Below are 21204 nucleotides of genomic sequence, written 5' to 3'. Positions count from 1 at the left end.
CGCCTCGGGCCCCGGGGTCACGCGTTCCGGCTCACCTCGGCGGGTGAGCCGTTGAGTGGTTACTCGTCGTCGTCCTCGTCGCGGCGGCGCTTCTTCTTGCCCTCGCGGCCCGGGCGCAGCAGCGCCTCGGCCAGGGCGAGCACCGTCTCCTCCAGGGAGGAGAACCGCTTGGTGATGTCGTCGTGCGAGTTCTCGACCGCCTCGGTGACGGTCTCCTCGAACTCGTGGCGGTCCGGGCGCTGCTTCAGCTCGCGCAGGACCGGCTCGACCGCCGAGGTGACGTGCGAGTCGATCTCGTCGAGCTTGCCGGAGTGGTCCAGCTGCGGGCGGTCCACCAGTTCGGTGAGGCGGCGGTGCAGCTCGCTGACCTCCATGGTCTGCGGCAGCTGGTTGAGGCGCTGGTTGAGCGCCTCCAGGCGGTCGTCGATGGCCTCCATACGGCCGTCGACACCCTCGAAGTGGCCGTTGACGCCCTCGAACTGGCCCTCGACGCCGTTGACGCGGCCGTCGATCCCGTCCAAGCGGCCGTTGAGGCCGTCGATCCGGCCGTCGACGCGGTCGATCTTGCCCTCGACGCTCTCGAAGCTCCCCTCGAAGTGGCCTTCGAAGGAGTCGAACCGGTCGGTGAGACGGCCGAGCTCGTGGTCGACCTTGCCGGTGATCTGGGACAGGTGGTTGTCCACCTTGCCGTTGAGCCCCTCCCGGTGGCGCTCCAGCCGCTCGTCCAGCGCGGTGCGGTGGGTCTCGGCCTGGTCGGTGAGCGCCTCGGTCAGCGTCTGGTGCCGGTCCTCGGCCTCGCCGGCCAGCTTGGCGTTGTCCTCCTGGACGAACGTGCGCAGTTCGGCGAGGTCCGCGGCGACCTTCTCGGCATCCTCGGCGATCCGGGAGGCGAGGGCGTCGGTGCGCTTGGTCACCGACTCGCGCAGGCCGTCGGCGGTGGCCTCGGCGTGCTCACGGGTCTCGGTGCGGCCCAGCTCGATCTGCTCGTCGAGCTCGGCCAGGCGCTGGCGCAGGTGTGAACGCAGGTCGTTCAGGGACTTGTCGTGGTTCTCCCGCAGCTTGGCGAGCGAACCGGTGACGTCGGCGACGGCCGCGGTGGCCTCGGCGTGGTTCTCCTCGGCCAGGGTGCTCAGCTGACCGAAGCTCTCGGTGACCTTGCCGGTGAACGCCTCGTGGCGCTCCTCGGTGGTGCTTCCGAGGTCCTTCAGTTCCTGGGTGAGGGATTCGTGGCGCTCACCGGAGGCCGTGGCGAGGGCGCCCAGTTCCTCGGCCAGGGCCGTGGTGCGCTCGCCCAGCTCGCCGGTGTTCTCCTGCAGCTTGGCCAGCAGCGTCTCGTGCTGCTGCGCGGTGCGCTCCTCGACGAAGCCGCGAAGTTCGGCCGTGCGCTCTTCGAGGGAGGAGGTGAAGGAGGCGGTGACGTCCTCGCCGAGCTTGGTGCTCGCGGCCTCCAAGGACTCGCGGCCCTCCTTGACCGCGGTCTCCAGGGCCTCCCGGTTCTCCTGCCCGGCGGTCTCCAGGACCTCCCGGTTCTCCTGTCCCGCGGCCTCGATGGCTTCGCGGCTCTCCTTGACCGCGGTCTCCAGGGTGCCGCGGCTCTGCTCGATCGCCTCGGCCAGCTCGTCCTTGCCCTCGGTCAGGGTGGTGCGGACCAGGGCGGACAGCTCCTCGTGGCGCTCGCCCAGGGCGGTGTCCAGGGTGGACAGCGAGGCCTCGATCGCCTCGGTCTTGGCGTTGAGGTTCTCCAGGGCCGTGTCCAGGGCGTCCAGGCGGGTCCCGACGGTCTCGCCCAGCGCGGTGACGCGCTCGCCGACCTCGGTGATCTGCTCGGCGGTCCGGTTACCGGTCTCGGCCATCCGCTGGAGGCGGGTGAGCGCGGTGTCCAGGTGCCCGGCGACACGGTGGGTGTCGGCCCGCAGCGAGGGCATGTCCGACAGCGGCTTGACCTGCTGTCCGACGACCTCTATGTGCTCGGCGAGGGCCTCGGCCCACTCCGGCGGCCTGGCGAGGAAGTCGTCGATCCGGCCGTCGACCGCAGTGATCGACTCGGCGAGGGCGGTGAGCTCCCGCTCGCGCAGCTCGCGGAGCAGCCACTCCATGCCCTCGAGACGCTGGCGCATCTCCTCGCTGACGACGCCCTGGGATTTCTGTTCGGAGACGTGCTCCTGGGCGGCCTGGGAGAGCAGGTCACGCATCCGGTCGGAGACACCGGCCTGGCCTCCCGCGTTGAGGAAGTTGTGATTGGTCTGTTCCACCGAGGTGCTCCTTATGGTTCTGGCGCTCCCGCCCGCCTCGTCGCACGGTGAGTCGCGGAAGGGACGGGTTCTCGATGGTCCCCGGGCGGGCGGGGTCCCGCGCCAGTTGTGTCCCACTGTGATTGAAGTGTGACTGTGTGTATACACAGGGGGTGTGGGCCGGAGCCTGGACGAACCGCAGGGGCGGATCAAACAAGCACGGCCTTCCGGGGGTGCCCATGAGAAGGGAAAGAATTCAGCGGCGCCAGTTTAACGACATCACCCGGCGTGACCCTAGGGCTCCTTGAAAGTTATGGGCGTGGGAGGTAACGATACGGTCTGCGCCCCGCGGGCGCGCTCAGGCCGTCCGGGGCGCCTCGACCTCACGGCAGAGCAGGGAGAAGGGCTTTTCGCCGATCCGGGTGAGGACGACGGTCACTGATTCCGGCCCGGAAGCCCGCAGGTCCCGGCGGAGTTTCTCGGTGTCCACCGCCGAACCGCGTTTCTTGATCGTTACCGTTCCCGCCTTGTGTGCGCGCACGGCCGCACGCAGCCGCTTCAGGGAGAACGGTGCGAACTCCAGGACCTCCAGCACCCGCCACAGTGGTGAGCGCTCGGCCCGGTCCGAGGTGAAGTAGGCGATGCGCTCGTCCAGCAGGGCGCCGTCCACCCGGGCCGCCGCCTCCGCCACCAGGTGGGAGCGGACCACGGCCGGGTCTGGGTCGTACAGGTAGCGCCGGGCGGCGGCGACCGGCGCGGGGCCCAGGTCCGGCACCTCGTCCAGATGCGCCACCGAACCCTCGCTCGCCAGCAGGCCCGTGCGCTCGTGCAGCACCGTCGCGCGCCGCCTCGCCACCGCGCCCCCCGCCGTCCCGGACCCTTCTCCGCCGGGCCCCTCGGCCCCGAATCCCAGGGTGCCGAACCACAGCGCGGTCTCCTTCAGTTCGCCGTCCACCGAGATCCACTCGGCGGAGGCGGCGGGGGACAGGACCTCGTGCGGGATGCCCGGGGCCGCCTTCAGGCAGGCCGCCTCGGCCCGCTCCGCCAGCCGGGTCGCCACGTCCCACGGCGGCGAGTAGGCGGCCGGGTCGAACACCCGGCCCCGGCCGCCGCGCCGGGCCGGATCGCAGAACAGCAGCGGGTAGTCGCCCGCCGCGACCTCGTTCACGTCGCCCTCGCGGACCCGCGCGTGCCCGGACATTCCCAGTGCCTCGATGTTGGCGCGGGCCACCGCCACGGTCAGCGGGTCGGCGTCCACGCCCTCCACCGAAACGCCGCGCCCGGCCAGTGCCAGCAGGTCCGCGCCGATCCCGCAGCACAGATCTCCCGCACGCACGCCGCCACCGCCGCTCACGGCGACAGAGTCGGGCAGGTGCCGGGCGGTCCGCTCCGCGCGGTACTCGGCCACGGTCCGCCGGGTGGACTGCTCCAGGCCGTTCGGGGTGAAGAACATTCGCTCGGCGTTCTCCCCGAATTTGGCCCGCCCCCGCTCGCGCAGGCTTACCTGGGTCATCACCGCGTTGACCAGCTCGGACACCGGAAGGTCGGGGCCGAGCGCGGCCACCTTCGGGTTCTCGCGCAGCTGGGAGGCGGCGGCCAGGGGGTCCTTGGCCGCCGCCACGGGGTCCACCTCCGCGAGGACCTCCCGCCCCGCGTCGGTGAGCAGCGCCGAGAAGGCGGGCACGCGCATGGATCCTCCAGCTGTGGGCACGACGGGGTGGTGGGCCCGCCCCCGTGGCCGGGAGCCTCACCACATTTCCATTCTGGCACTCTCGGGGGTAGAGTGCTAAACGCGACGAGGCCGGTCTGGCACCCGCGACGACAGGCCGCCGCGGTCGCCCCTTTTACGCAGCCTGTCCGTGCCTTCGCACGGGCTGGCGTCAGTAACACCGAGACTTTGAAGGGGGAGGTCACACAGTGTCGACCGCCACCAAGACCGTGCTGAAGCCGCTCGAGGACCGCGTCGTGGTCAAGACCCTGGAGGCTGAGCAGACCACTGCCTCCGGTCTGGTCATCCCGGACACCGCCAAGGAGAAGCCCCAGGAGGGCGAGATCCTGGCCGTGGGTCCCGGTCGCCTCGACGACAACGGCAAGCGCGTTGCCCTCGACGTCAACGTCGGTGACGTTGTCCTGTACAGCAAGTACGGCGGCACCGAGGTCAAGTACGACGGCCAGGAGTACCTGGTGCTCTCCGCCCGCGACCTCCTCGCGGTCGTCGAGAAGTAGTTCGCGGCCAAGAGCCTTCAGGCGAAAAGCCATCAGCATCCCGCACCGGTCGGCCCTCGAAGCCGGGCGGGGCGGGATGCTCGTTTTTGACCCGAGCCGTTAGAGGAAGCACTCACACATGCCGAAGATCCTTGAGTTCGAGGACGACGCCCGCCGTTCCCTCGAGCGGGGCGTCAACCGCCTCGCCGACGCCGTGAAGGTGACGTTGGGCCCGCGCGGCCGCAATGTCGTCATCGACAAGAAGTTCGGCGCCCCCACCATCACGAACGACGGCGTGACCGTCGCCCGTGAGATCGAGCTGGACGAGCCCTACGAGAACCTGGGCGCGCAGCTGGTCAAGGAGGTCGCCACCAAGACCAACGACGCCGCGGGTGACGGCACCACCACCGCCACCGTGCTGGCCCAGGCGCTGGTCCGCGAGGGCATCCGCAGCGTCGCCGCCGGCGCGTCCCCGATGTCCCTCAAGCGGGGCATCGACGCCGCGGCCGCCAAGGTCTCCGAGATCCTGCTCAGCCGCGCCGTGCCGGTCAAGGAGCGCGAGGACATCGCCTACGTGGCGACCAACTCCGCCCAGGACGCCCAGATCGGCGACCTGATCGCCGAGGCCTTCGACAAGGTCGGCAAGGACGGCGTCATCACGGTGGAGGAGTCCCCGACCTTCGGTCTGGACCTCGACTTCACCGAGGGCCTGCAGTTCGACAAGGGCTACATCTCGCCCTACTTCGTCACCGACGGGGACCGTCAGGAGGCCGTCCTCGAGGACGCCCAGATCCTGATCAGCCAGGGCAAGATCGGCAACCTGAACGAGCTGCTGCCGCTGCTCGAGCAGATCGTGCAGAACAAGAAGCCGCTGCTGATCATCGCCGAGGACGTCGAGGGCGACGCCCTGGGCGCGCTGGTGCTGAACAAGATGCGTGGCACCCTCAACGTCGCCGCGGTCAAGGCGCCCGGCTTCGGCGAGCGCCGCAAGGCCATGCTCCAGGACATCGCCGTGCTGACCGGTGGCCAGGTCATCTCCGAGGAGGTCGGCCTGACCCTGGAGAACGCGGACCTGTCCGCGCTGGGCAGCGCCCGCCGCATCACCATCACCAAGGACACCACCACCGTCGTCGACGGCGGCGGAGAGCAGTCCGAGGTCGAGGACCGCGTCCGCCAGATCCGCAAGGAGATCGAGGCGAGCGACTCCGACTGGGACCGCGAGAAGCTCCAGGAGCGCCTGGCCAAGCTCGCGGGCGGCGTCTCGGTGCTGAGCGTGGGCGCGGCCACCGAGGTCGAGCTCAAGGAGAAGAAGCACCGCCTGGAAGACGCCATCTCGGCGACCCGCGCGGCCATCGAGGAGGGCATCGTCGCCGGCGGCGGCGCCTCCCTGGTGCACGCTTCGACCGCCCTGGACGACCTCGGCATGACCGGCGACGAGGCCACCGGTGTCTCCATCGTGCGCCGCGCGCTGGTCGAGCCGGCCCGGTGGATCGCGGAGAACGCGGGCGCCGAGGGCTACGTGGTCACGCACCGCGTCTCCGAGATGGAGGTCGGTCACGGCTTCAACGCCGCCACCGGCGCCTACGGTGACCTGACCGCCGAGGGCATCATCGACCCGGTCAAGGTCTCCCGCTCGGCCGTTCAGAACGCCGCCTCCATCGCGGGCATGCTGCTGACCACCGAGGTGCTGGTCGCGGACAAGCCCGAGGAGACCGAGGACGACGGTCACGGCCACGCGCACTAGCGACGTCGGTTCGTACCGCCGCCCGGCCGGTTTTCCGGTCCGGTAGTGCTTGGTTCGGGGGCGGGGCGCCTGAGCGCTCCGCCCCCGCTCACTACCACGAGAGAGCCGTTTCGCACCCGCACCTACGTACCGGTTTCGGGCTATTTTCCCAAAATGTGACCATTCCGTAGTTGCTGATTGGAGTGGTTGGGTCCCCGACAACGGGCATTATTCGTAACGTGACGGATGCAGGCGCCCGGGGGGGCGTTACCGCGCAGCGGACAGGTACGCCAGGTGCGCCCGGAGGGCGCGAAGAGGCGGACCCCGCTACGCGAGACACGGGGTTGAACCATCTGGGGTCTCTCGCCGTCCAGGGCGACGACGGGGCCATGGACTCGCTGTTGCGCGAGGTCAGACCCATGGTGGTGCGCTACTGCCGTACCCGCCTGGCCCGGGTCTCCGGGCTGGCGCACTACTCGGACGACGTGGCGCAGGAAGTGTGCATCGCCCTGCTCACGGCGATCCCCCGCTACCAGGACCGGGGCAGACCCTTCGCCTCCTTCGTGTTCGGCATCGCCGCGCACAAGGTCGCGGACACCCTGCGCGTGGCCGGCCGGGTGGAGACGGTCCCCACCGACACCGTGCCCGAACCTCCGGACGACGGCCCGGGCCCCGAGGAGTCCGCGGTGCGCGTGATCGAGGCGCAACGGGCCAGAGAACTCCTCGACGAACTACCCGAACAGCAGCGCAGGCTGCTGGTCATGCGGGTGATCACAGGACTTACAGCAGACGAGACGGGACATCTCCTTGGTATGTCGGCAGGTGCGGTACGGGTTGCCCAGCACCGAGCTATTGCTCGGCTTCGGAAGGTGGCCCTGGCGAACCGCGTCCTCCCATAAGCACGGCCGCGGCCCCCGCCCGGGGCGCCGCTCGTGCCCGGCACGACCCCGCCGCCGGGGATACTGCCGCTACCCCGGCTGACCCCTCCGGTTGATCCGGACCGCGCCCACGCCTGTGGGAGCGGTCCCGTTCGTGTGCTCCGGAGGGTCCACCGGTCACCCCTTGATCGCTTCGTGACCGAGGTGACGGGGCGAACATCTCATTCCATCGGGCTGCCCGCCGCCGACAACCTAGGATGAGACGACACGCGGGGGCGAACCGCGCAGGTGTTGCCGGGAACAGCGGAGGTTGTGTCATGAGCCAGGACTACAGCGACTACGGGGACAAACTGCTCCCGCCGGGGCTGACCTACGACGACGTCCTGCTGGTACCGGCCTACTCGGACCTGCAGCCGGGCGAGGTGGACACCACCACCAAGCTCTCGCGCAACATCAGCCTCAGCATCCCGCTGCTCTCCGCCGCGATGGACACCGTCACCGAGGCCCGCATGGCCGTGGCGATGGCCCGCCAGGGCGGCGCCGGCGTGCTGCACCGCAACCTCTCCGCCGAGGACCAGGCGGCCCAGATCGACCTCGTGAAGCGCTCCGAGGCCGGAATGGTCACCGACCCGGTCACCTGTAAGCCCGAGGACGACCTCGCCGAGGTGGAGCGCCTGTGCGCCCACTACCGCATCTCCGGTGTCCCGGTCACCGACACCCAGGGCTCCCTGGTCGGCATCGTCACCAACCGCGACATGCGGTTCGAAAACGACCGCTCCCGGCTGGTCCGCGACGTCATGACCACCGAGAACCTGGTCACCGCCCCCGTCGGCGTCAGCCGCGAGCAGGCCTTCGAGCTGCTGCGCAGCCACAAGGTCGAGAAGCTGCCCCTGGTCGACGGCCAGAACCGCCTGCGCGGGCTGATCACCGTCAAGGACTTCATCAAGAGCGAGCAGTTCCCCGACGCCACCAAGGACGCCGACGGCCGTCTCGTGGTCGGCGGCGCGGTCGGCGTGGGCACCGAGGCCGAGGAGCGCGCCAAGCAGCTCATCGACGCCGGGGTGGACTTCATCGTCGTCGACACCGCGCACGGCCACTCCTCCGGCCTCGCCGACATGGTCGCCAAGCTCAAGGCCAACTCCCGCGCGGACATCGTCGCGGGCAACGTCGCCACCCGTGCCGGGGCCCAGCTGCTCATCGACGCCGGTGCCGACGCCGTCAAGGTCGGCGTGGGCCCGGGCTCCATCTGCACCACCCGCGTCGTCGCCGGTGTGGGCGCCCCACAGCTCACCGCCATCCTCGAGGCGGGCAAGGCCTGCGGTCCCGCGGACGTCCCGCTGATCGCCGACGGCGGCCTCCAGTACTCCGGTGAGATCGCCAAGGCCATCGTGGCCGGTGCCAGCACCGTGATGCTCGGCAGCCTCCTCGCCGGTGTCGAGGAGAGCCCGGGCGAGCTCATCTTCATCAACGGCAAGCAGTTCAAGGCCTACCGCGGCATGGGTTCGCTGGGCGCGATGCGCGGCCGCTCCTTCTCCAAGGACCGCTACGCCCAGGCCGACGTCGCCTCCGAGGACAAGCTGGTCCCCGAGGGCATCGAGGGCCAGGTGCCGTTCCGCGGCCCGCTCTCCGCCGTGTCCCACCAGCTGGTCGGCGGCCTGCACCAGTCCATGTGGTACGCGGGCAGCCGCACCGTGCCGGAGCTGCGCGAACGCGGCCAGCTGATGCGCATCACCAGCGCCGGTCTGCGCGAGAGCCACCCGCACGACATCAAGATGACGGTGGAAGCGCCGAACTACAACGCGCGCTGACCGCACCGCCCCACCCCGCGTGATCTTGCTACCAGGGGCGAGTTCGGCGCCCAAATCGCTTCTGGTAGCAAGATCATCTCCGGGGAGGGGAGTGAAATCCTTCCGGGGCTGTGGGGCAGGGGCCCAACGCCGCCGCCGACGGCCGGGCCGCGGACCGATAGACTCGCGTCCGCGGTCATGCGCCGGTCGACCGACCGGCGCCGCACGTCAGAGGGGAAGCGAAGAGTTGGCTCAGGTGGAGATCGGGCTGGGCAAGAACGGGCGTCGTGCCTACGAACTCGACGAGATCGGGATCGTGCCCGCGCGACGGACTCGCGACCCGGAGGAGGTGTCGATCGCCTGGCAGATCGATGCCTACCGGTTCGAGACGCCCCTGGTCGTCAGCCCCATGGACAGTGTCGCCTCGCCCAAGACCGTCGTCGCGGTCGGTGAGCAGGGCGGCCTCGGCGTCCTGGACCTCGAGGGTCTGTGGACCCGCTACGAGGACCCGGAGCCGCTGCTCCAGGAGATTCGCGAACTCGACAAGGTCGCCGCGACCAAGCGTCTGCAGGAGATCTACGCGGCGCCGATCCAGGAGGAGCTGATCGGCCGCCGGATCGAGGAGATCCGCGACGCCGGCCTGGTCACGGCCGCGCGGCTGTCGCCGCAGCGCACCGCCCAGTACCACAAGGCGGTCGTGGACGCCGGGGTGGACATCTTCGTCATCCGCGGCACCACGGTCTCGGCCGAGCACGTCTCCGGGCGGGCCGAGCCGCTCAACCTCAAGCAGTTCATCTACGACCTCGACGTCCCCGTCGTGGTCGGCGGCTGCGCCACCTACACCGCGGCCCTGCACCTGATGCGCACCGGTGCCGCCGGTGTGCTGGTCGGCTTCGGCGGCGGCTCCGGCCACACCACCCGCTCCGTGCTGGGTGTGGCGGTCCCGATGGCCAGCGCCATCGGCGACGTCGCCGCGGCCCGCCGCGACTACCTCGACGAGTCCGGCGGCCGCTACGTGCACGTCATCGCCGACGGCGGCATGACCGGCAGCGGTGACATCGCCAAGGCCCTGGCCTGCGGTGCCGACGCCGTCATGGTCGGATCGCCGCTGGCCCGCGCCGCCGAGGCGCCCGGGGGCGGCTACCACTGGGGCAGCGAGGCCCACCACAACGAGCTGCCGCGCGGCGAGCGGGTCGAGGTGGGCACGATCGGCGACCTGAAGTCGATCCTGCACGGCCCGGCCTCCACCAGCGACGGTTCCATGAACCTCATGGGCGCCCTGCGCCGGACCATGGCGACCTCGGGTTACACCGACCTGAAGGAGTTCCAGCGCGTCGAGGTCGTGGTGAACCCGCACCGCTAGCAGCGGATACCGCACGGAGTTGAGGGCGTCCCGGTCGGCCGGGGCGCCCTTTCCCTTGCCGGGGACCGGATTTCGTTGCCCCAGGGGGGTGCGATCGAGTGGCGACGGTGTGCGACTATGGGGCGTGTTTTGTTGTCCCGTGATCCGACGGTGACTTTCTCTTGGAGGACTGCATGGGTGACAGCGAGTCCGGTGCCCCCGGGCACCGTCGGCGTCGCCGACGCGGACCGGCGATGGCGGTCAGCCTGACCCTGGTCGTATGTCTCCTGGTGACAGCGGGGGTCGTGGTCCTGGTCGGGCGGGTGTCCAGCGCGCTCAACAGCTGGGAGCCGCCGAGCGCCGCCGTCGTGGACCCCGGGGACGGGAGTATCGCCACCCCGCCGCACGACGAGCTCACCGGCCCGCCCGCGCAGAGCGGGGTCCAGGCCCAGGAGGGCGACAGCGAACCGGCCGAGGCCGCCGCGGGAGCGGACGAGCGCTCCCAGCCCGCCGGGGCGCTGCGGCCCAGTGACGAGTGGCTCGACGAGGTCTCCGAGAGCAGCGGCGTGCCGCGCCGGGCTCTGGAGGGCTACGCCAGCGCCCAGCTGATGGTCGACGCGGACCAGCCCGGATGCCAGCTGTCTTGGCCCACGCTGGCGGGCATCGGCTACGTGGAGTCCCGCCACGGCACCTACGCGGGCGGCGAAATCGGCCCGGACGGCAACACGACCGTGGACATCATCGGGATCCCGCTGGACGGCACCAACAACACCCAGGCCATCCCGGACACCGACGGCGGCGAGCTGGACGGCGACACCGAGTGGGACCGGGCGATCGGTCCGATGCAGTTCATCCCCAGTACCTGGGAGCTGTGGGGCGAGTCCCTGGAGGGCGGCCGCCCGGACCCGCACAACATCGACGACGCGGCGCTCTCGGCCGCCCGCTACCTGTGCGCCAGCAGTCGCGACCTGACCACGGCGCAGGACTGGGAGTCGGCGATCCTGTCGTACAACCGCTCAGGTGCCTACGTCGCCGACGTCCTGGCCTACGCCCACGCCTACGCTGACGCGTCCGCCTGACCGGAAGGGCTCAGCTCTCTCCGACCCAGGCCCATGCGGCCTCCTCCTCGGCGGGGTCGAAGTGCCGCAGCTCCATGCCGACGACCTTGTCCGCGGCCTCGGTGAGGGACTCGAGGAGCTGGTGGTCACCGACGACGGCGTAGCGGTCGATGTCCCCCAAGTGGTCCTTGGCGAACCTGAGGCGTTCGGTGAAGGCGGCGGTAGCGTTCTCGGGCCACCCCTCCATCCGGACCAGGAGGCGGATCCGGCCGTGCTCGCCGATCGCCTCGCGCAGCTGGCCGAGTATCTCCCGCGCCTCCTCCTCGGTGACGGATGCTCCGATCTCGTAGGCGAGGACGTTTCCCTGGCCGCGTTCCAGGCGCCGGTACATGTCTCCTCCCGAAAGGTCGCTTCGGCTTTCCCGGTGCCCTACCCGAGGAGGGGCGCCTTCACGCGGCTGGTGAACCCTCCGGCGGCCCGCTACCCGGGGTCCTCGTCGAGGAGGCCGGAGGCACCCGCCCAGGCCCAGGCGGAGTCCTCCTGGTCGAGATCGAAGAAGCGCAGGTCCATGTCGACGAACGCGTCCGCCACCGAGGTGAGGGAAGCGAGCGCGTGCTCGTCTGCCACCAACGCGTAGCGTTCGATGCCGGGAAGCTGTTCGCGGGCGAGCCGCAGGCGTTCGCCCACCGTCGGGTTCTCGGTGGTGGGCCAGTCTCGGATCCGGATCAGGAGGCGTACCGCGCTGTATCGGTCGATGGCGGAACGCACCTCTTCGAGGAGCTCCCGGAAGGAGTCCTCGGAGATCGTGCCCTCGACCTCGAATCCGAGTACGTTCTCGTGTCTGGGTTCCAACCGCTTGTACATGGGCGCTCCCCACTCTGTGTTCCGGCCTCCCCGACGGTGCACTGCCGGGTGCCTCAAGCCTCCACCCACACCCAGGCGACGTCCTCGCCGTCGGGCGGAAAGTGTTTGATGTCGGTGCCGGTCAGCTTGTCCGCCGCCCTGACCAGCCACTCCAGTCCTCGGTGCTCGCCGACCACCGCCAGGCGTTCGATACCGCCCAGATGATCCCTGACGAAGCGGAACCGGTCGTCGTTCGCGGAGATCTCGGTGCCCGGCAGCCCCGGCATCCGGAGCAGCAGCCGTACGCTTCCGTGCGCGGAGACGGCGGCGCTCACCTCGTGGGAGAGCTCCGCGTATTCGCCGCCGTCGAGGGCGCCCTCGATCTCGTAACCCAGCACTGGTCCGCGGCTTCTCTCCAACCGCCGGTACATGGTCGCTCCCGCAACGCCGAAAACGGAACTCCTGGTTGGCTACCCGTTCGCGAACGCCCCAAGCCCCCGGCGCGGCGGCCTGATTCCTCTGGTCGGCCCTGAGGCCCCGGCCCCTTCCCGCAGCTGGGCCTCCTGCTGAGGCTGGGTGCCCTACGGGGAGCGCACGTCCTGGCGGTCCAGGGCGTTGCCCGGCGCGAGCCGGGTCACCGGGGGTTCGCTGCTGGTGGTCCTCGGCATCTCACGTTTCCAGGAGTTGGGCGCGCTGGCCTGGGGGAGCGGGGGCGCGGTCGTGCTCGGCCTCGCGGTCCTGGGCCTGCTGCTCCTGGCGGAGCGCCGCAGCGCCGACCCCCTGCTCCCGCTCCGGCTGCTCACCACGCGTTCCCTGGTGGTCAGCGCGGTGCTGGTCTTCGTGGTCATGGGGGTGGTGAACACGCTGCACTTCGTCTACACCACCCACGTCCAGGACGGGCTCGGGCTCAGCCCGATGGCGGCCGGGCTGGAGTTCCTGCCGCAGGGCCTGGCGGCCGTGCTCGGTTCGGCCCTGCTGCTGCCCCCGCTGCTGAACCGCTGGGGCGCACGGCGCACGCTGTTCGCCGGGACGCTCGCGGTGGGAGCGACCTCGCTGGTCTTCGCCCTCGCCGTGGCCGCGGGCACCTATTGGGCGGTACTGCCCGCCGTGGTGCTGCTCGGGGTCAGCGCGGGCACGCTCTACCCGACGCTCTTCGCGGCGGCCGGGGCCGACGTCGACGAGGCGGAACACGGTGTGGGTTCTGCGGTGGTGTCCACCTCTCAGCAGGTGGGCGCCGCGGTCGGTCTGGTCGCGCTGCTGGCGGTCAGCGGGGTTGGTGCCGGGGCCGTTGACCAGGCCGGGAGCGGGGCGCTGGTGACCGCTTCCTGGGCGGGCGGGGCGGTCGTGGTCGCCGCGGCCTTCGTCGCACTGGCCGCGCGGCGGAGGTAAGGCGACACCCGGTGCGACCGGGGAATCGGTCAGATGCAGTTCATCCCTACCTTTACACTCCCAACGAAACCGGGAGCACGGGCAACAGTGTCCACTCCTACGACTACGACCAGGCCGGGAACATGGTCTCGCGGAACAGCGGTGAGCATGACCAGAGCCTGGAGTGGGGTCCTGAAGGCGAGCTGACCAAGGTCACAGGTGGTCTGTCTACGACCGAGTACGTCTACGACGCCGACGGCGAACGCCTGCTGCGCCGCACGAACGGGGCCACTACCCTGTACCTGCCGGGGATGGAGGTGACCTGGGACCCGGCCGAGGGTACCGAGGAAGCCACCCGCTACTTCACCCACGCCGGTGAGACCGTGGCGGTGCGTGAGAACGACGGCCGCCTGCACTGGATCACCTCCGACCACCACGGCACCGGCGAGATGACCATCGCTGCTATCGGTGACGAGGTGGTCCAACGCCGAATGACGGTCTTCGGCCAGGACCGCGGAACCACCGGCACCTGGCCAGGCGAGCGCGGGTTCGTGGACGGGATGATCGATGCGTCCACCGGGCTGACCCAGCTGGGAGCCCGCGCCTACGAGGCGGATCTGGGCCGGTTCATTTCGGTCGATCCGCTGATGGATCTGGTTGATGCCCAGTCCATGAACGGGTATGCCTACGCGAACAACAGTCCTGCCACTTACTGGGACGGGTCTGGCTTGTCGGCTTGTATCCCTGCTGAGGGTGCCTGTATGGAGGTCGGGGGAAACACCACGGTATATTCGCGTGAGTCTACCTATGGCGGAGGTAGCAATCTCACGAAGAGAACGTATAATTTCGCTTATTTCAGTCGGCCGATCTCCACGAGTCATACGTACATCGACGGATCAACGAACCAGACTTTCCGTTGGTCGAGCTCATCACCTGCGTGGTCCGCGACCACGACCCCGACGACGTTCATCCCATACACCCTGCCGGCCTCGTATGTCCCGCCACCGGTAAAGACCAGAGAGGAAAAATGGCTTGAAGAAGCGAACTGGTTCGAGAAAAGGTATTCGAGATATGATGGGCAATTTCAGGGTGGAAACCTAGTTGACGATGCCGCTATGGTCCTCGTTGTGATTGGAATTTTTGCCTGTCCGGCGTGTGCTGTGGCTGCCGTGGTGCTGAGTGTTACTAAGGGCTATGGAAGTTTCGGTACAGGGGGCCCGGTGAGTGGGGCGCGGGACCTTGCTGGAGCTCTTGTGCCTGGAGGTACCGGAAGGCTTTTGGCTCAGGGGGCGAAGATTAGCGCTTTCGAAAACCATAGGGGTAGGGTTAGCGAAATTTCTGACGACGTGACTAAGACGGCTAGACAGAAAAAGAGGGCCAGGCAGGGGAGCGCTTCTGAAAGGCATTCAGATTTCCGGCGAGCTGATGCAATTGGAGGGCAACTGGAAAGAGCGACCGGTATGGTTCTTTCTGCGAACTCTGCTGGCGTTGCTGTAGCAGATCCGACCGGGTCCAATGGAACGTGGCATAGATATTAGATTCCCAGGGGTGGCTAATCAGGGCCACCCCTATTTTGTTGAGGGGCGCATGGTCCGCACTGTCAAGTTTTCCGATTTCGGAGCCTTCCGAACTCCTGATTTTCTCCTCGCTTTGGGCTTCAAGTCGATTAGGGGAACTATTGTAGACAGAGTCAAGTCGGAAAAGGAATTCACTCGAAATCCAGACGATGACCGGGTCCATCTTCGTCTCCTTGCGGGGAGAATTTCAGTTTCGTTCTTCATTCTTTTTGCCTTTGTCAATGTCCCGCTTATTCTGGCGGGAGTTGTCAAGCAAAATTTTCCCAATGTATCTATTTTCCTTTTCTCTGTTGTCTACTTCTATGGGCCGCTCAGGGTGTTTTTGTTTATGGCCTCACTTTTCGATATGGCGCTTTGTTGGATGGGTGGGAAATTTTCAGACAGGAATATACTTAATTTTCCAAACACATATGGAAGGGGGAGATTGGTTTTTGCTTTCATGAGTTTTGGGGTCGGGGTTTGGGCTATTTATTCTGGCATGGTTTGGCGTGATGTTTATTCATAAATTTTTCAGGGGTTGTGTTGGGGGGGCATGTTCAAGCCATGAAAGTCTAGTGTGCTGTGCCTGAAATCCCTCAGGATAGGTGCTTTCCTGTTGGTGTTTCGTCTCCTGGTCCTTCCGTCATAGTGCTCCCCTTGTCAGAAGAGAAACACGTTGAACTGGACCGCCCAGGGCCCCGGAGTTCTCGTGGTTTGTCGGGGAAGTAACGAACGCCGGATCTGAACCGCCTGAGAAGACATAACCGGGTTCTGCCATGCAAAAACGGGCGCGGGACTGAAGGATCATGGAGTTGTCTCGACACCACTATCCGCAAGGCTCCGCACCTGCTGTGTCATCATCTCGCGTCCATGACGGAGGGATATCGGAATTTCTAGGGTTAGTCTGTACCAGAAACGTGCCTCGGGGCAAGTTTTGGGTAGTGTGGATCTCAAGGGTTCAATCATGGTCTACGGAATTAATGCGGGGCAGTGGATGGCTGCTCAGGGAACTAGCCTCACTGTCAAAGGCGAATGGTCAAAATGATGATGGGATATGGGATAGAGGCATGGGGGGAATGAAGAACTGGTGGACGGCGACCTTTGGATTGGCGGGGTCTGCCCCTTTTGTGATTCTTTGGCTGGTTTGGAGTCTGGAAAGATCCATGGATCCAGCGAATTCAGGGATATGGGAAATTTATTTCATATCATTTTTCTTCCCATTCAGCGTCTGGATTGTACTTAAATTAACCTACTTTCCCAAGGTTGAACTGGCTCCTGGGAAGGTGGTTGTAAAGAACGTTCTCGCGGCCTACGAGATCCCTGTTGCTTCGGTTCGCGCTGTTCGTTGGGACGATGGGCTGGCTCTGTATCTCAAAGAGGGAAAACGAGTATATTCTTTTGGGTTTGGCGGATCGTTGCTTGCGGAAATTTTCGCGAAATCAGCAAACCTCGATCGTGTTCGTAAAATAAAAACCCATGTCCTGGCGGAATGCGATCGAAGCGAGAGCGGGGGCCCTCTTTTCTTGTTGCGCCGAAGTTACTTGAATCTTTCGTTCCTTCTGGTGTTTATCGTCTTCTCTTTTGTGTTGAATATTTCAGTCGAGCTTTTGGTGCGGAGGTAATTGTAAGCAGGGTTCTTTCAAGTTCCTGAAGGGTCGGGTTCGTCACTGATCCCGAAGAATGGCAGTGCTCGTTCGGGTAGGTCCCGGATCGCGCGGTTGGTCTTGGCGATGTTGTCCGCCCGCAGGGTGTGGAGCACACCGTTGGCCAGGTTCCTCAAGGTCGCCAGCGCTTGGGGCGCGCTAGCCGGTGTGGACGGTGCAGGCGTCCACGGCGAAGGTGACGTCGCGGATGTGATGGCGGGTGCTCTCATCCGTCCCTACCTGCTGTGGGAGTAGGGCCGCGGCCGCGATCGCCGCTGCCTTCGTGGCCCTGGCCGCGCGCCGGAAGGGGTGAGGAAGGGTATGGAGGTAAATCGGCGGTATCGCGTGTGGCAACGCACAGCCCCTTCGGGTTCCGGTTAGCCTGAGGCCCCACCGGACCGGGTATGCGCCTTGGTGGGACACTTATCGAGAGGGAGGACCACCGATGGCAACCACCTGGTTGGGGCCGCAGGGCCGCGCCGAGGCGCTCGCGTCGATGGCCGACGAGGAGCTGGACGTCCTCGTGGTGGGCGGCGGGATCGTGGGTGCGGGGATCGCGCTCGACGCGGTCTCGCGCGGGCTCTCCACGGGGCTGATCGAGGCGCGCGACTTCGCCTCGGGGACCTCCAGCAGATCCAGCAAACTCATCCACGGCGGGCTCCGCTACCTGGAGCAGTTCGACTTCGAGCTGGTTCGCGAGGCTCTGCACGAGCGCGGGCTGCTGCTCACCACCATCGCCCCGCACCTGGTCCGCCCGGTGCCGTTCCTCTTCCCGTTCGAGCACCACTGGGAACGCTTCTACATCGGCGCGGGCGTCACCCTCTACGACACCCTGGCGCTCACCTCGCGCAACAACCGCGGACTGCCCTCGCACCGGCACCTGTCCAGGTCCGGGGCGCTCAAGGTGTTCCCGGCGCTCAAGCGCAGCGCGCTGGCCGGGGCGGTCCAGTACTGGGACTGCCAGGTCGACGACGCCCGCCTGGTCACCACCGTGCTGCGCACCGCCGCCGGATTGGGCGCCAACATCGCCTCCCGGGTGCAGGCCGTGGAGTTCCTGCGCGAGGGCGAGCACGTGGTCGGCGCGACCGCGGCCGACCTGGAGACCGGGGACAGGAAGCAGATCCGCGCCCGCCAGGTGGTCAACGCCGCCGGGGTGTGGACCGACGACATCCAGGAGATGGTGGGCGGGCGCGGGCAGATCCACGTGAGCGCCTCCAAGGGCGTGCACCTGGTGGTGCCCCGGGACCGCATCCAGGCCTCCTCCGGGATGATCCTGCAGACCGAGAAGAGCGTGCTGTTCGTGATCCCGTGGGGCCGCCACTGGATCATCGGCACCACCGACACCCCCTGGGACCTGGACAAGGAGAACCCGGCGGCCTCCCGGGCCGACATCGACTACGTCCTGGACCACGTCAACCAGGTGCTGCGCACGCCCCTGGGCCGCGACGACGTGGAGGGCGTCTACGCCGGGCTGCGGCCGCTGCTGTCGGGGGAGTCGGAGGAGACCTCCAAGCTGTCCCGCGAGCACACCGTCGCCCACCCGGTGCCCGGGCTGGTGCTCATCGCGGGCGGCAAGTACACCACCTACCGGGTCATGGCCAAGGACGCGGTGGACGCGGTGGCGCACGGGCTGGGCGGGGCGGTCCCGGACTCGGTCACCGACAAGCTGCCGCTGGTGGGCGCGGACGGGTACGCGGCGCTGTACAACCAGCGGCACCGGCTGGCCCGCGACTCGGGGCTGCACGTCTCCCGTGTCACGCACCTGCTGCGCCGGTTCGGCTCGTCCGTGCACGACGTCCTGGACCTGATCAGGGAGCGGCCCGACCTGGGGCAGCCGCTGGCCGGCGGCGAGGACTACCTGCGGGCGGAGGTCGTCTACGCGGTGGCGGCGGAGGGCGCCCGCCACCTGGAGGACGTCCTGTCCCGGCGGACCCGCATCTCCTTCGAGACCTGGGACCGGGGGATCGCCGCGGCCGAGGCGGCGGCCGAGCTCATGGCGGAGCCCCTGGGCTGGAACGAGGAGCAGGTCAAGCGCGAGGTGGAGTACTACCGCAAGGGCATCGAGGCCGAACGCGCCGCCCAGGAGCAGGACACCGACCAGGAGGCCGACGCCGTCCAGCACGGTGCCCCGGAGATCGTTCCGGACCTGCGCGTGGGGCGGCCGGGAGACCACCCCTGAAGGGGGTCCCGTGAGCATGACCACCTGACGGGGTCGCTCGGCGGCCGCGGGCAGGGCCGCTGAGCACTGACGACTTCGGTGTGGCCTGGGGCACATTGTCCGGTTAGGGTGCGTGTTAACCCCCTTTTACGTACACCCTTCAAAGGACACCGGTCATGATCAAGGTGCTGCTCGTCGAGGACGATGTCCGCCTCGCGGACGCCCTCGCCGGTGCGCTGGAGGCGCACGGCTACGAGGTCGACCAGGCCAGGACCGCGGGGGGTGCCCTGGCCGCACCCTCCGCGGACATCGTCCTGCTCGACCTCGGGCTGCCCGACATGGACGGCATCGAACTGTGCCAGCGGATCCGGGAGCGCCAGGACTTCGGTGACACCGCGATCATCATGGTCACCGCCCGGCGGCAGCAGCGCGAGCGCATCCTCGGGCTGCGCTCCGGCGCCGACGACTACGTGGTCAAACCACTGGTCATCGAGGAGCTGTGCGCCCGGATGGAGGCGGTCCTGCGCCGCACCACCAGGCGGGTCGACACCGTCCTGCGGACCGGGCCGATCGAGGCGGACCTGGCCACCCGCTCCGTGCTCTGCGAGGGCCGACCGGTCGAACTCACCCGAAAGGAGTTCGACCTGCTCGTGGTCCTGCTCAGGGAGGCGGGCGCGGTGGTCTCCCGGGAGGACCTGCTGCTCAAGGTCTGGCAGACCACCTGGCCGGGCACCCTGCGCACCCTCGAGGTGCACATCGGAACCCTGCGTTCCAAACTGGGCCTGCCCCGGCTGATCCAGACCGTGCGCGGGGTCGGCTACCGGCTGGTGGCCACCGAGAACGCCGGCGTACCGGTGTCGCGGGCATGAGAGCGTTCGGCCGCCCGGAAGGCTCCGCGGTGGGCCCGGGGGCGGTCACCGCGGCGGCGGAAGGGGGCCGGTGATGCACCGGCGCGTGGTGACCGTGTACGTCACCCTGCTGGTCGCCGCCTGCCTGGCGCTCGCCCTCCCCCTGTGCCAGAGCATCGCCGCCCGGGGCACCTCCGACATGCTCTTGGACCGGATCAACGACACCGCCCGCTTCGCCGGGCTGGCCGAACCCGGGGTGCTGACCGGGACCGAGGACACCCTGTCCGGGCTGACCGGTGAGCTCACCGTCTACGAGCAGGTGTACGGGATCACCGCCGTGGTGGTGGACCGCGACGGCGAGGTGGTGGCCTCCTCCCGGCCCGAGCTCACCCTCGCCGACCTGGACCCCTCCGGCTGGCCGGGCAGCGCCGAGGAGGTCCCCGGTCCGGTCCGCACCGCGCTGGCCGGGAACCGGATGGGCGCGGACAGCGTGGTCTGGCCCTGGCAGGAGGGGCCGCTGATCGTCGCCGAGCCCATCGGCAGCTCCGGCGAGGTGGTCGGGGCCGCCGTCACCGCCTCGCCCACCGACGCCCTGCGCCGCGCCACCCTCGTGCAGTGGTCCGTGGCCCTGCTGGTGGTGGCCGCCCTGATGGTGGCGGGCATCGCGGTGGCCGGGCCGCTCACCCGCTGGATCCTGCGCCCCGTCCACGATCTCGACGAAGCCACCCGGGCGGTGAGCGGCGGCAGCCTGGACGCCCGGGTGCGCACCGCGGCCGGGCCCGCGGAACTGCGCAGGCTCGGCGAGTCCTTCAACCAGATGGCCGACACCATCACCTCCATGCTGGAGAGCCAGCGCACCTTCGTGGCCTACGCCGGGCACCAGGTGCGCAACCCGCTGGCCGCGCTGCGCCTGCGGGTGGGCAGCCTGTCCCGGTACCTGGGGTCCGAGGGCGCACAGGAGCACCGGCTGGCCCTGGACGAGGTGGACCGGCTCTCCCGGATCTGCGACAGCCTGCTCACCCTGGCCCAGGCAGAGGACGCCGAGCACTCCACCGTGTGGGAGGACGCCCGGGAGGTGGCCGAGCAGCGGGTGGACGCCTGGCGGCCGATCGCCGAACGCGCCCGCGCCGCCCTGGAGTGCTCGGGTGCCCGGACCGCGCCGGTGCGCTGCGTGGAGGGCACCCTGGACCAGGCCCTGGACGCGCTCATCGACAACGCCCTGAAGTTCGGCGGGGAGGGCGTGCGCATCACGGTGCACGTGGGGGAACCGGTCAGGGAGGGGGAGGACGGCGGGCACCTGGACGTGCACGTGGTGGACGACGGGCCCGGGCTGCCCGAGGAGCAGCTGGCTCAGGCCACCCGGCCCTTCTGGCGCGACGGCGGGGGGTCGGGCGGTACCGGGCTCGGCCTGTCCATCGTGGTCACCCTGCTCGAGCTCCAGGGTGCGAAGCTGTCCCTGAGCCCCAGGGAACCGACCGGGATCGACGCGCGACTGCGGCTGCGGCTCCAACGGGACCAGCCGGACCAACAGCGGGCGGACCTTCGGGACGAACCGGTGTGACTA

The 21204-nt window shown here is 68.4% G+C and carries 19 protein-coding genes; 14 read left to right on the top strand and 5 right to left on the bottom strand.

Translation table 11 applies throughout. The annotated features are described in order from the left end of the window. Window positions 1-59 precede the first annotated feature (59 nt). The gene (locus NE857_RS29675) at window positions 60-2252 is read right to left on the bottom strand and encodes a hypothetical protein (protein ID WP_254418603.1); all 2193 of its coding nucleotides are present in this window, start codon (window positions 2250-2252) and stop codon (window positions 60-62) included. Between the two features lie 337 nt (window positions 2253-2589). Beyond that, on the bottom strand, window positions 2590-3921 hold the full coding sequence (locus NE857_RS29670; RefSeq protein ID WP_254418602.1) for a class I SAM-dependent methyltransferase: 1332 nt from the start codon (window positions 3919-3921) through the stop codon (window positions 2590-2592). A gap of 227 nt (window positions 3922-4148) precedes the next feature. Between NE857_RS29670 and groES the strand changes: the two genes are divergently transcribed. The 6 genes from groES (at window position 4149) to NE857_RS29640 (ending at window position 11245) form a co-directional block, all read left to right on the top strand. Next, on the top strand, window positions 4149-4457 hold the full coding sequence (groES, locus tag NE857_RS29665; protein WP_017582507.1) for a co-chaperone GroES: 309 nt from the start codon (window positions 4149-4151) through the stop codon (window positions 4455-4457). A 118-nt stretch (window positions 4458-4575) separates the two neighbouring features. Continuing rightward, entirely contained in the window at window positions 4576-6180 is a 1605-nt protein-coding gene (gene groL, locus NE857_RS29660) for a chaperonin GroEL (protein WP_254418601.1), read from the top strand. Between the two features lie 218 nt (window positions 6181-6398). After that, window positions 6399-7058, top strand: coding sequence for an RNA polymerase sigma factor ShbA (gene shbA, locus NE857_RS29655; RefSeq protein ID WP_083926815.1), 660 nt, complete (start codon window positions 6399-6401; stop codon window positions 7056-7058). 296 nt (window positions 7059-7354) lie between these two features. After that, a complete protein-coding gene (gene guaB / locus NE857_RS29650) occupies window positions 7355-8845 on the top strand; it encodes an IMP dehydrogenase (RefSeq protein WP_254418600.1) in 1491 nt (496 codons plus the stop codon). Window positions 8846-9080: 235 nt separating this feature from the next. After that, window positions 9081-10187, top strand: coding sequence for a GuaB3 family IMP dehydrogenase-related protein (locus tag NE857_RS29645; protein WP_017582511.1), 1107 nt, complete (start codon window positions 9081-9083; stop codon window positions 10185-10187). 173 nt (window positions 10188-10360) lie between these two features. Further along, complete coding sequence (locus NE857_RS29640; RefSeq protein ID WP_254418599.1) at window positions 10361-11245, top strand: lytic transglycosylase domain-containing protein; 885 nt, start codon at window positions 10361-10363, stop codon at window positions 11243-11245. 10 nt (window positions 11246-11255) lie between these two features. On the opposite strand, the gene NE857_RS29635 is transcribed toward NE857_RS29640, so the two are convergent. The 3 genes from NE857_RS29635 to NE857_RS29625 form a co-directional block, all read right to left on the bottom strand. Continuing rightward, window positions 11256-11615, bottom strand: a complete 360-nt coding sequence (locus tag NE857_RS29635; protein WP_254418598.1) for a SpoIIAA family protein — start codon at window positions 11613-11615, stop codon at window positions 11256-11258. Window positions 11616-11704: 89 nt separating this feature from the next. Next, window positions 11705-12088: a SpoIIAA family protein gene (locus NE857_RS29630; protein ID WP_254418597.1), complete on the bottom strand. Its 384-nt coding sequence runs from the start codon at window positions 12086-12088 to the stop codon at window positions 11705-11707. A 53-nt stretch (window positions 12089-12141) separates the two neighbouring features. Beyond that, complete coding sequence (locus tag NE857_RS29625) at window positions 12142-12465, bottom strand: SpoIIAA family protein (RefSeq protein WP_221318882.1); 324 nt, start codon at window positions 12463-12465, stop codon at window positions 12142-12144. Between the two features lie 178 nt (window positions 12466-12643). Here NE857_RS29625 and NE857_RS29620 point away from each other — a divergent pair, with 178 nt between their 5' ends. From NE857_RS29620 to NE857_RS29590, 8 genes are all read left to right on the top strand, one after another. After that, complete coding sequence (locus tag NE857_RS29620; protein WP_254418596.1) at window positions 12644-13456, top strand: MFS transporter; 813 nt, start codon at window positions 12644-12646, stop codon at window positions 13454-13456. Window positions 13457-13467: 11 nt separating this feature from the next. Continuing rightward, window positions 13468-14973: an RHS repeat-associated core domain-containing protein gene (locus NE857_RS29615; protein WP_254418595.1), complete on the top strand. Its 1506-nt coding sequence runs from the start codon at window positions 13468-13470 to the stop codon at window positions 14971-14973. A gap of 10 nt (window positions 14974-14983) precedes the next feature. Continuing rightward, window positions 14984-15517 carry a hypothetical protein gene (locus tag NE857_RS29610; protein ID WP_254418594.1) on the top strand — a complete coding sequence of 178 codons (534 nt, stop codon included), beginning with the start codon at window positions 14984-14986 and terminating at the stop codon, window positions 15515-15517. A gap of 541 nt (window positions 15518-16058) precedes the next feature. Further along, a complete protein-coding gene (locus NE857_RS29605; RefSeq protein ID WP_254418593.1) occupies window positions 16059-16613 on the top strand; it encodes a hypothetical protein in 555 nt (184 codons plus the stop codon). Window positions 16614-16754: 141 nt separating this feature from the next. Continuing rightward, entirely contained in the window at window positions 16755-16889 is a 135-nt protein-coding gene (locus NE857_RS34400) for a hypothetical protein (RefSeq protein ID WP_301184274.1), read from the top strand. A gap of 190 nt (window positions 16890-17079) precedes the next feature. After that, window positions 17080-18813 (top strand): glycerol-3-phosphate dehydrogenase, encoded by a 1734-nt coding sequence (gene glpD / locus NE857_RS29600; RefSeq protein ID WP_254418592.1) that lies wholly within the window; start codon window positions 17080-17082, stop codon window positions 18811-18813. A gap of 155 nt (window positions 18814-18968) precedes the next feature. Further along, a complete protein-coding gene (locus NE857_RS29595; RefSeq protein WP_254418591.1) occupies window positions 18969-19661 on the top strand; it encodes a response regulator transcription factor in 693 nt (230 codons plus the stop codon). Between the two features lie 73 nt (window positions 19662-19734). Next, complete coding sequence (locus tag NE857_RS29590; protein WP_254418590.1) at window positions 19735-21201, top strand: sensor histidine kinase; 1467 nt, start codon at window positions 19735-19737, stop codon at window positions 21199-21201. Window positions 21202-21204: the final 3 nt, after the last annotated feature.

The organism is Nocardiopsis exhalans (genome assembly GCF_024134545.1).
Classification (GTDB): Bacteria; Actinomycetota; Actinomycetes; order Streptosporangiales; family Streptosporangiaceae; genus Nocardiopsis; species Nocardiopsis exhalans.
The sequence above is the reverse complement of the archived record's forward strand: the minus strand, read 5'-3'. Positions and strand labels throughout refer to the sequence as shown.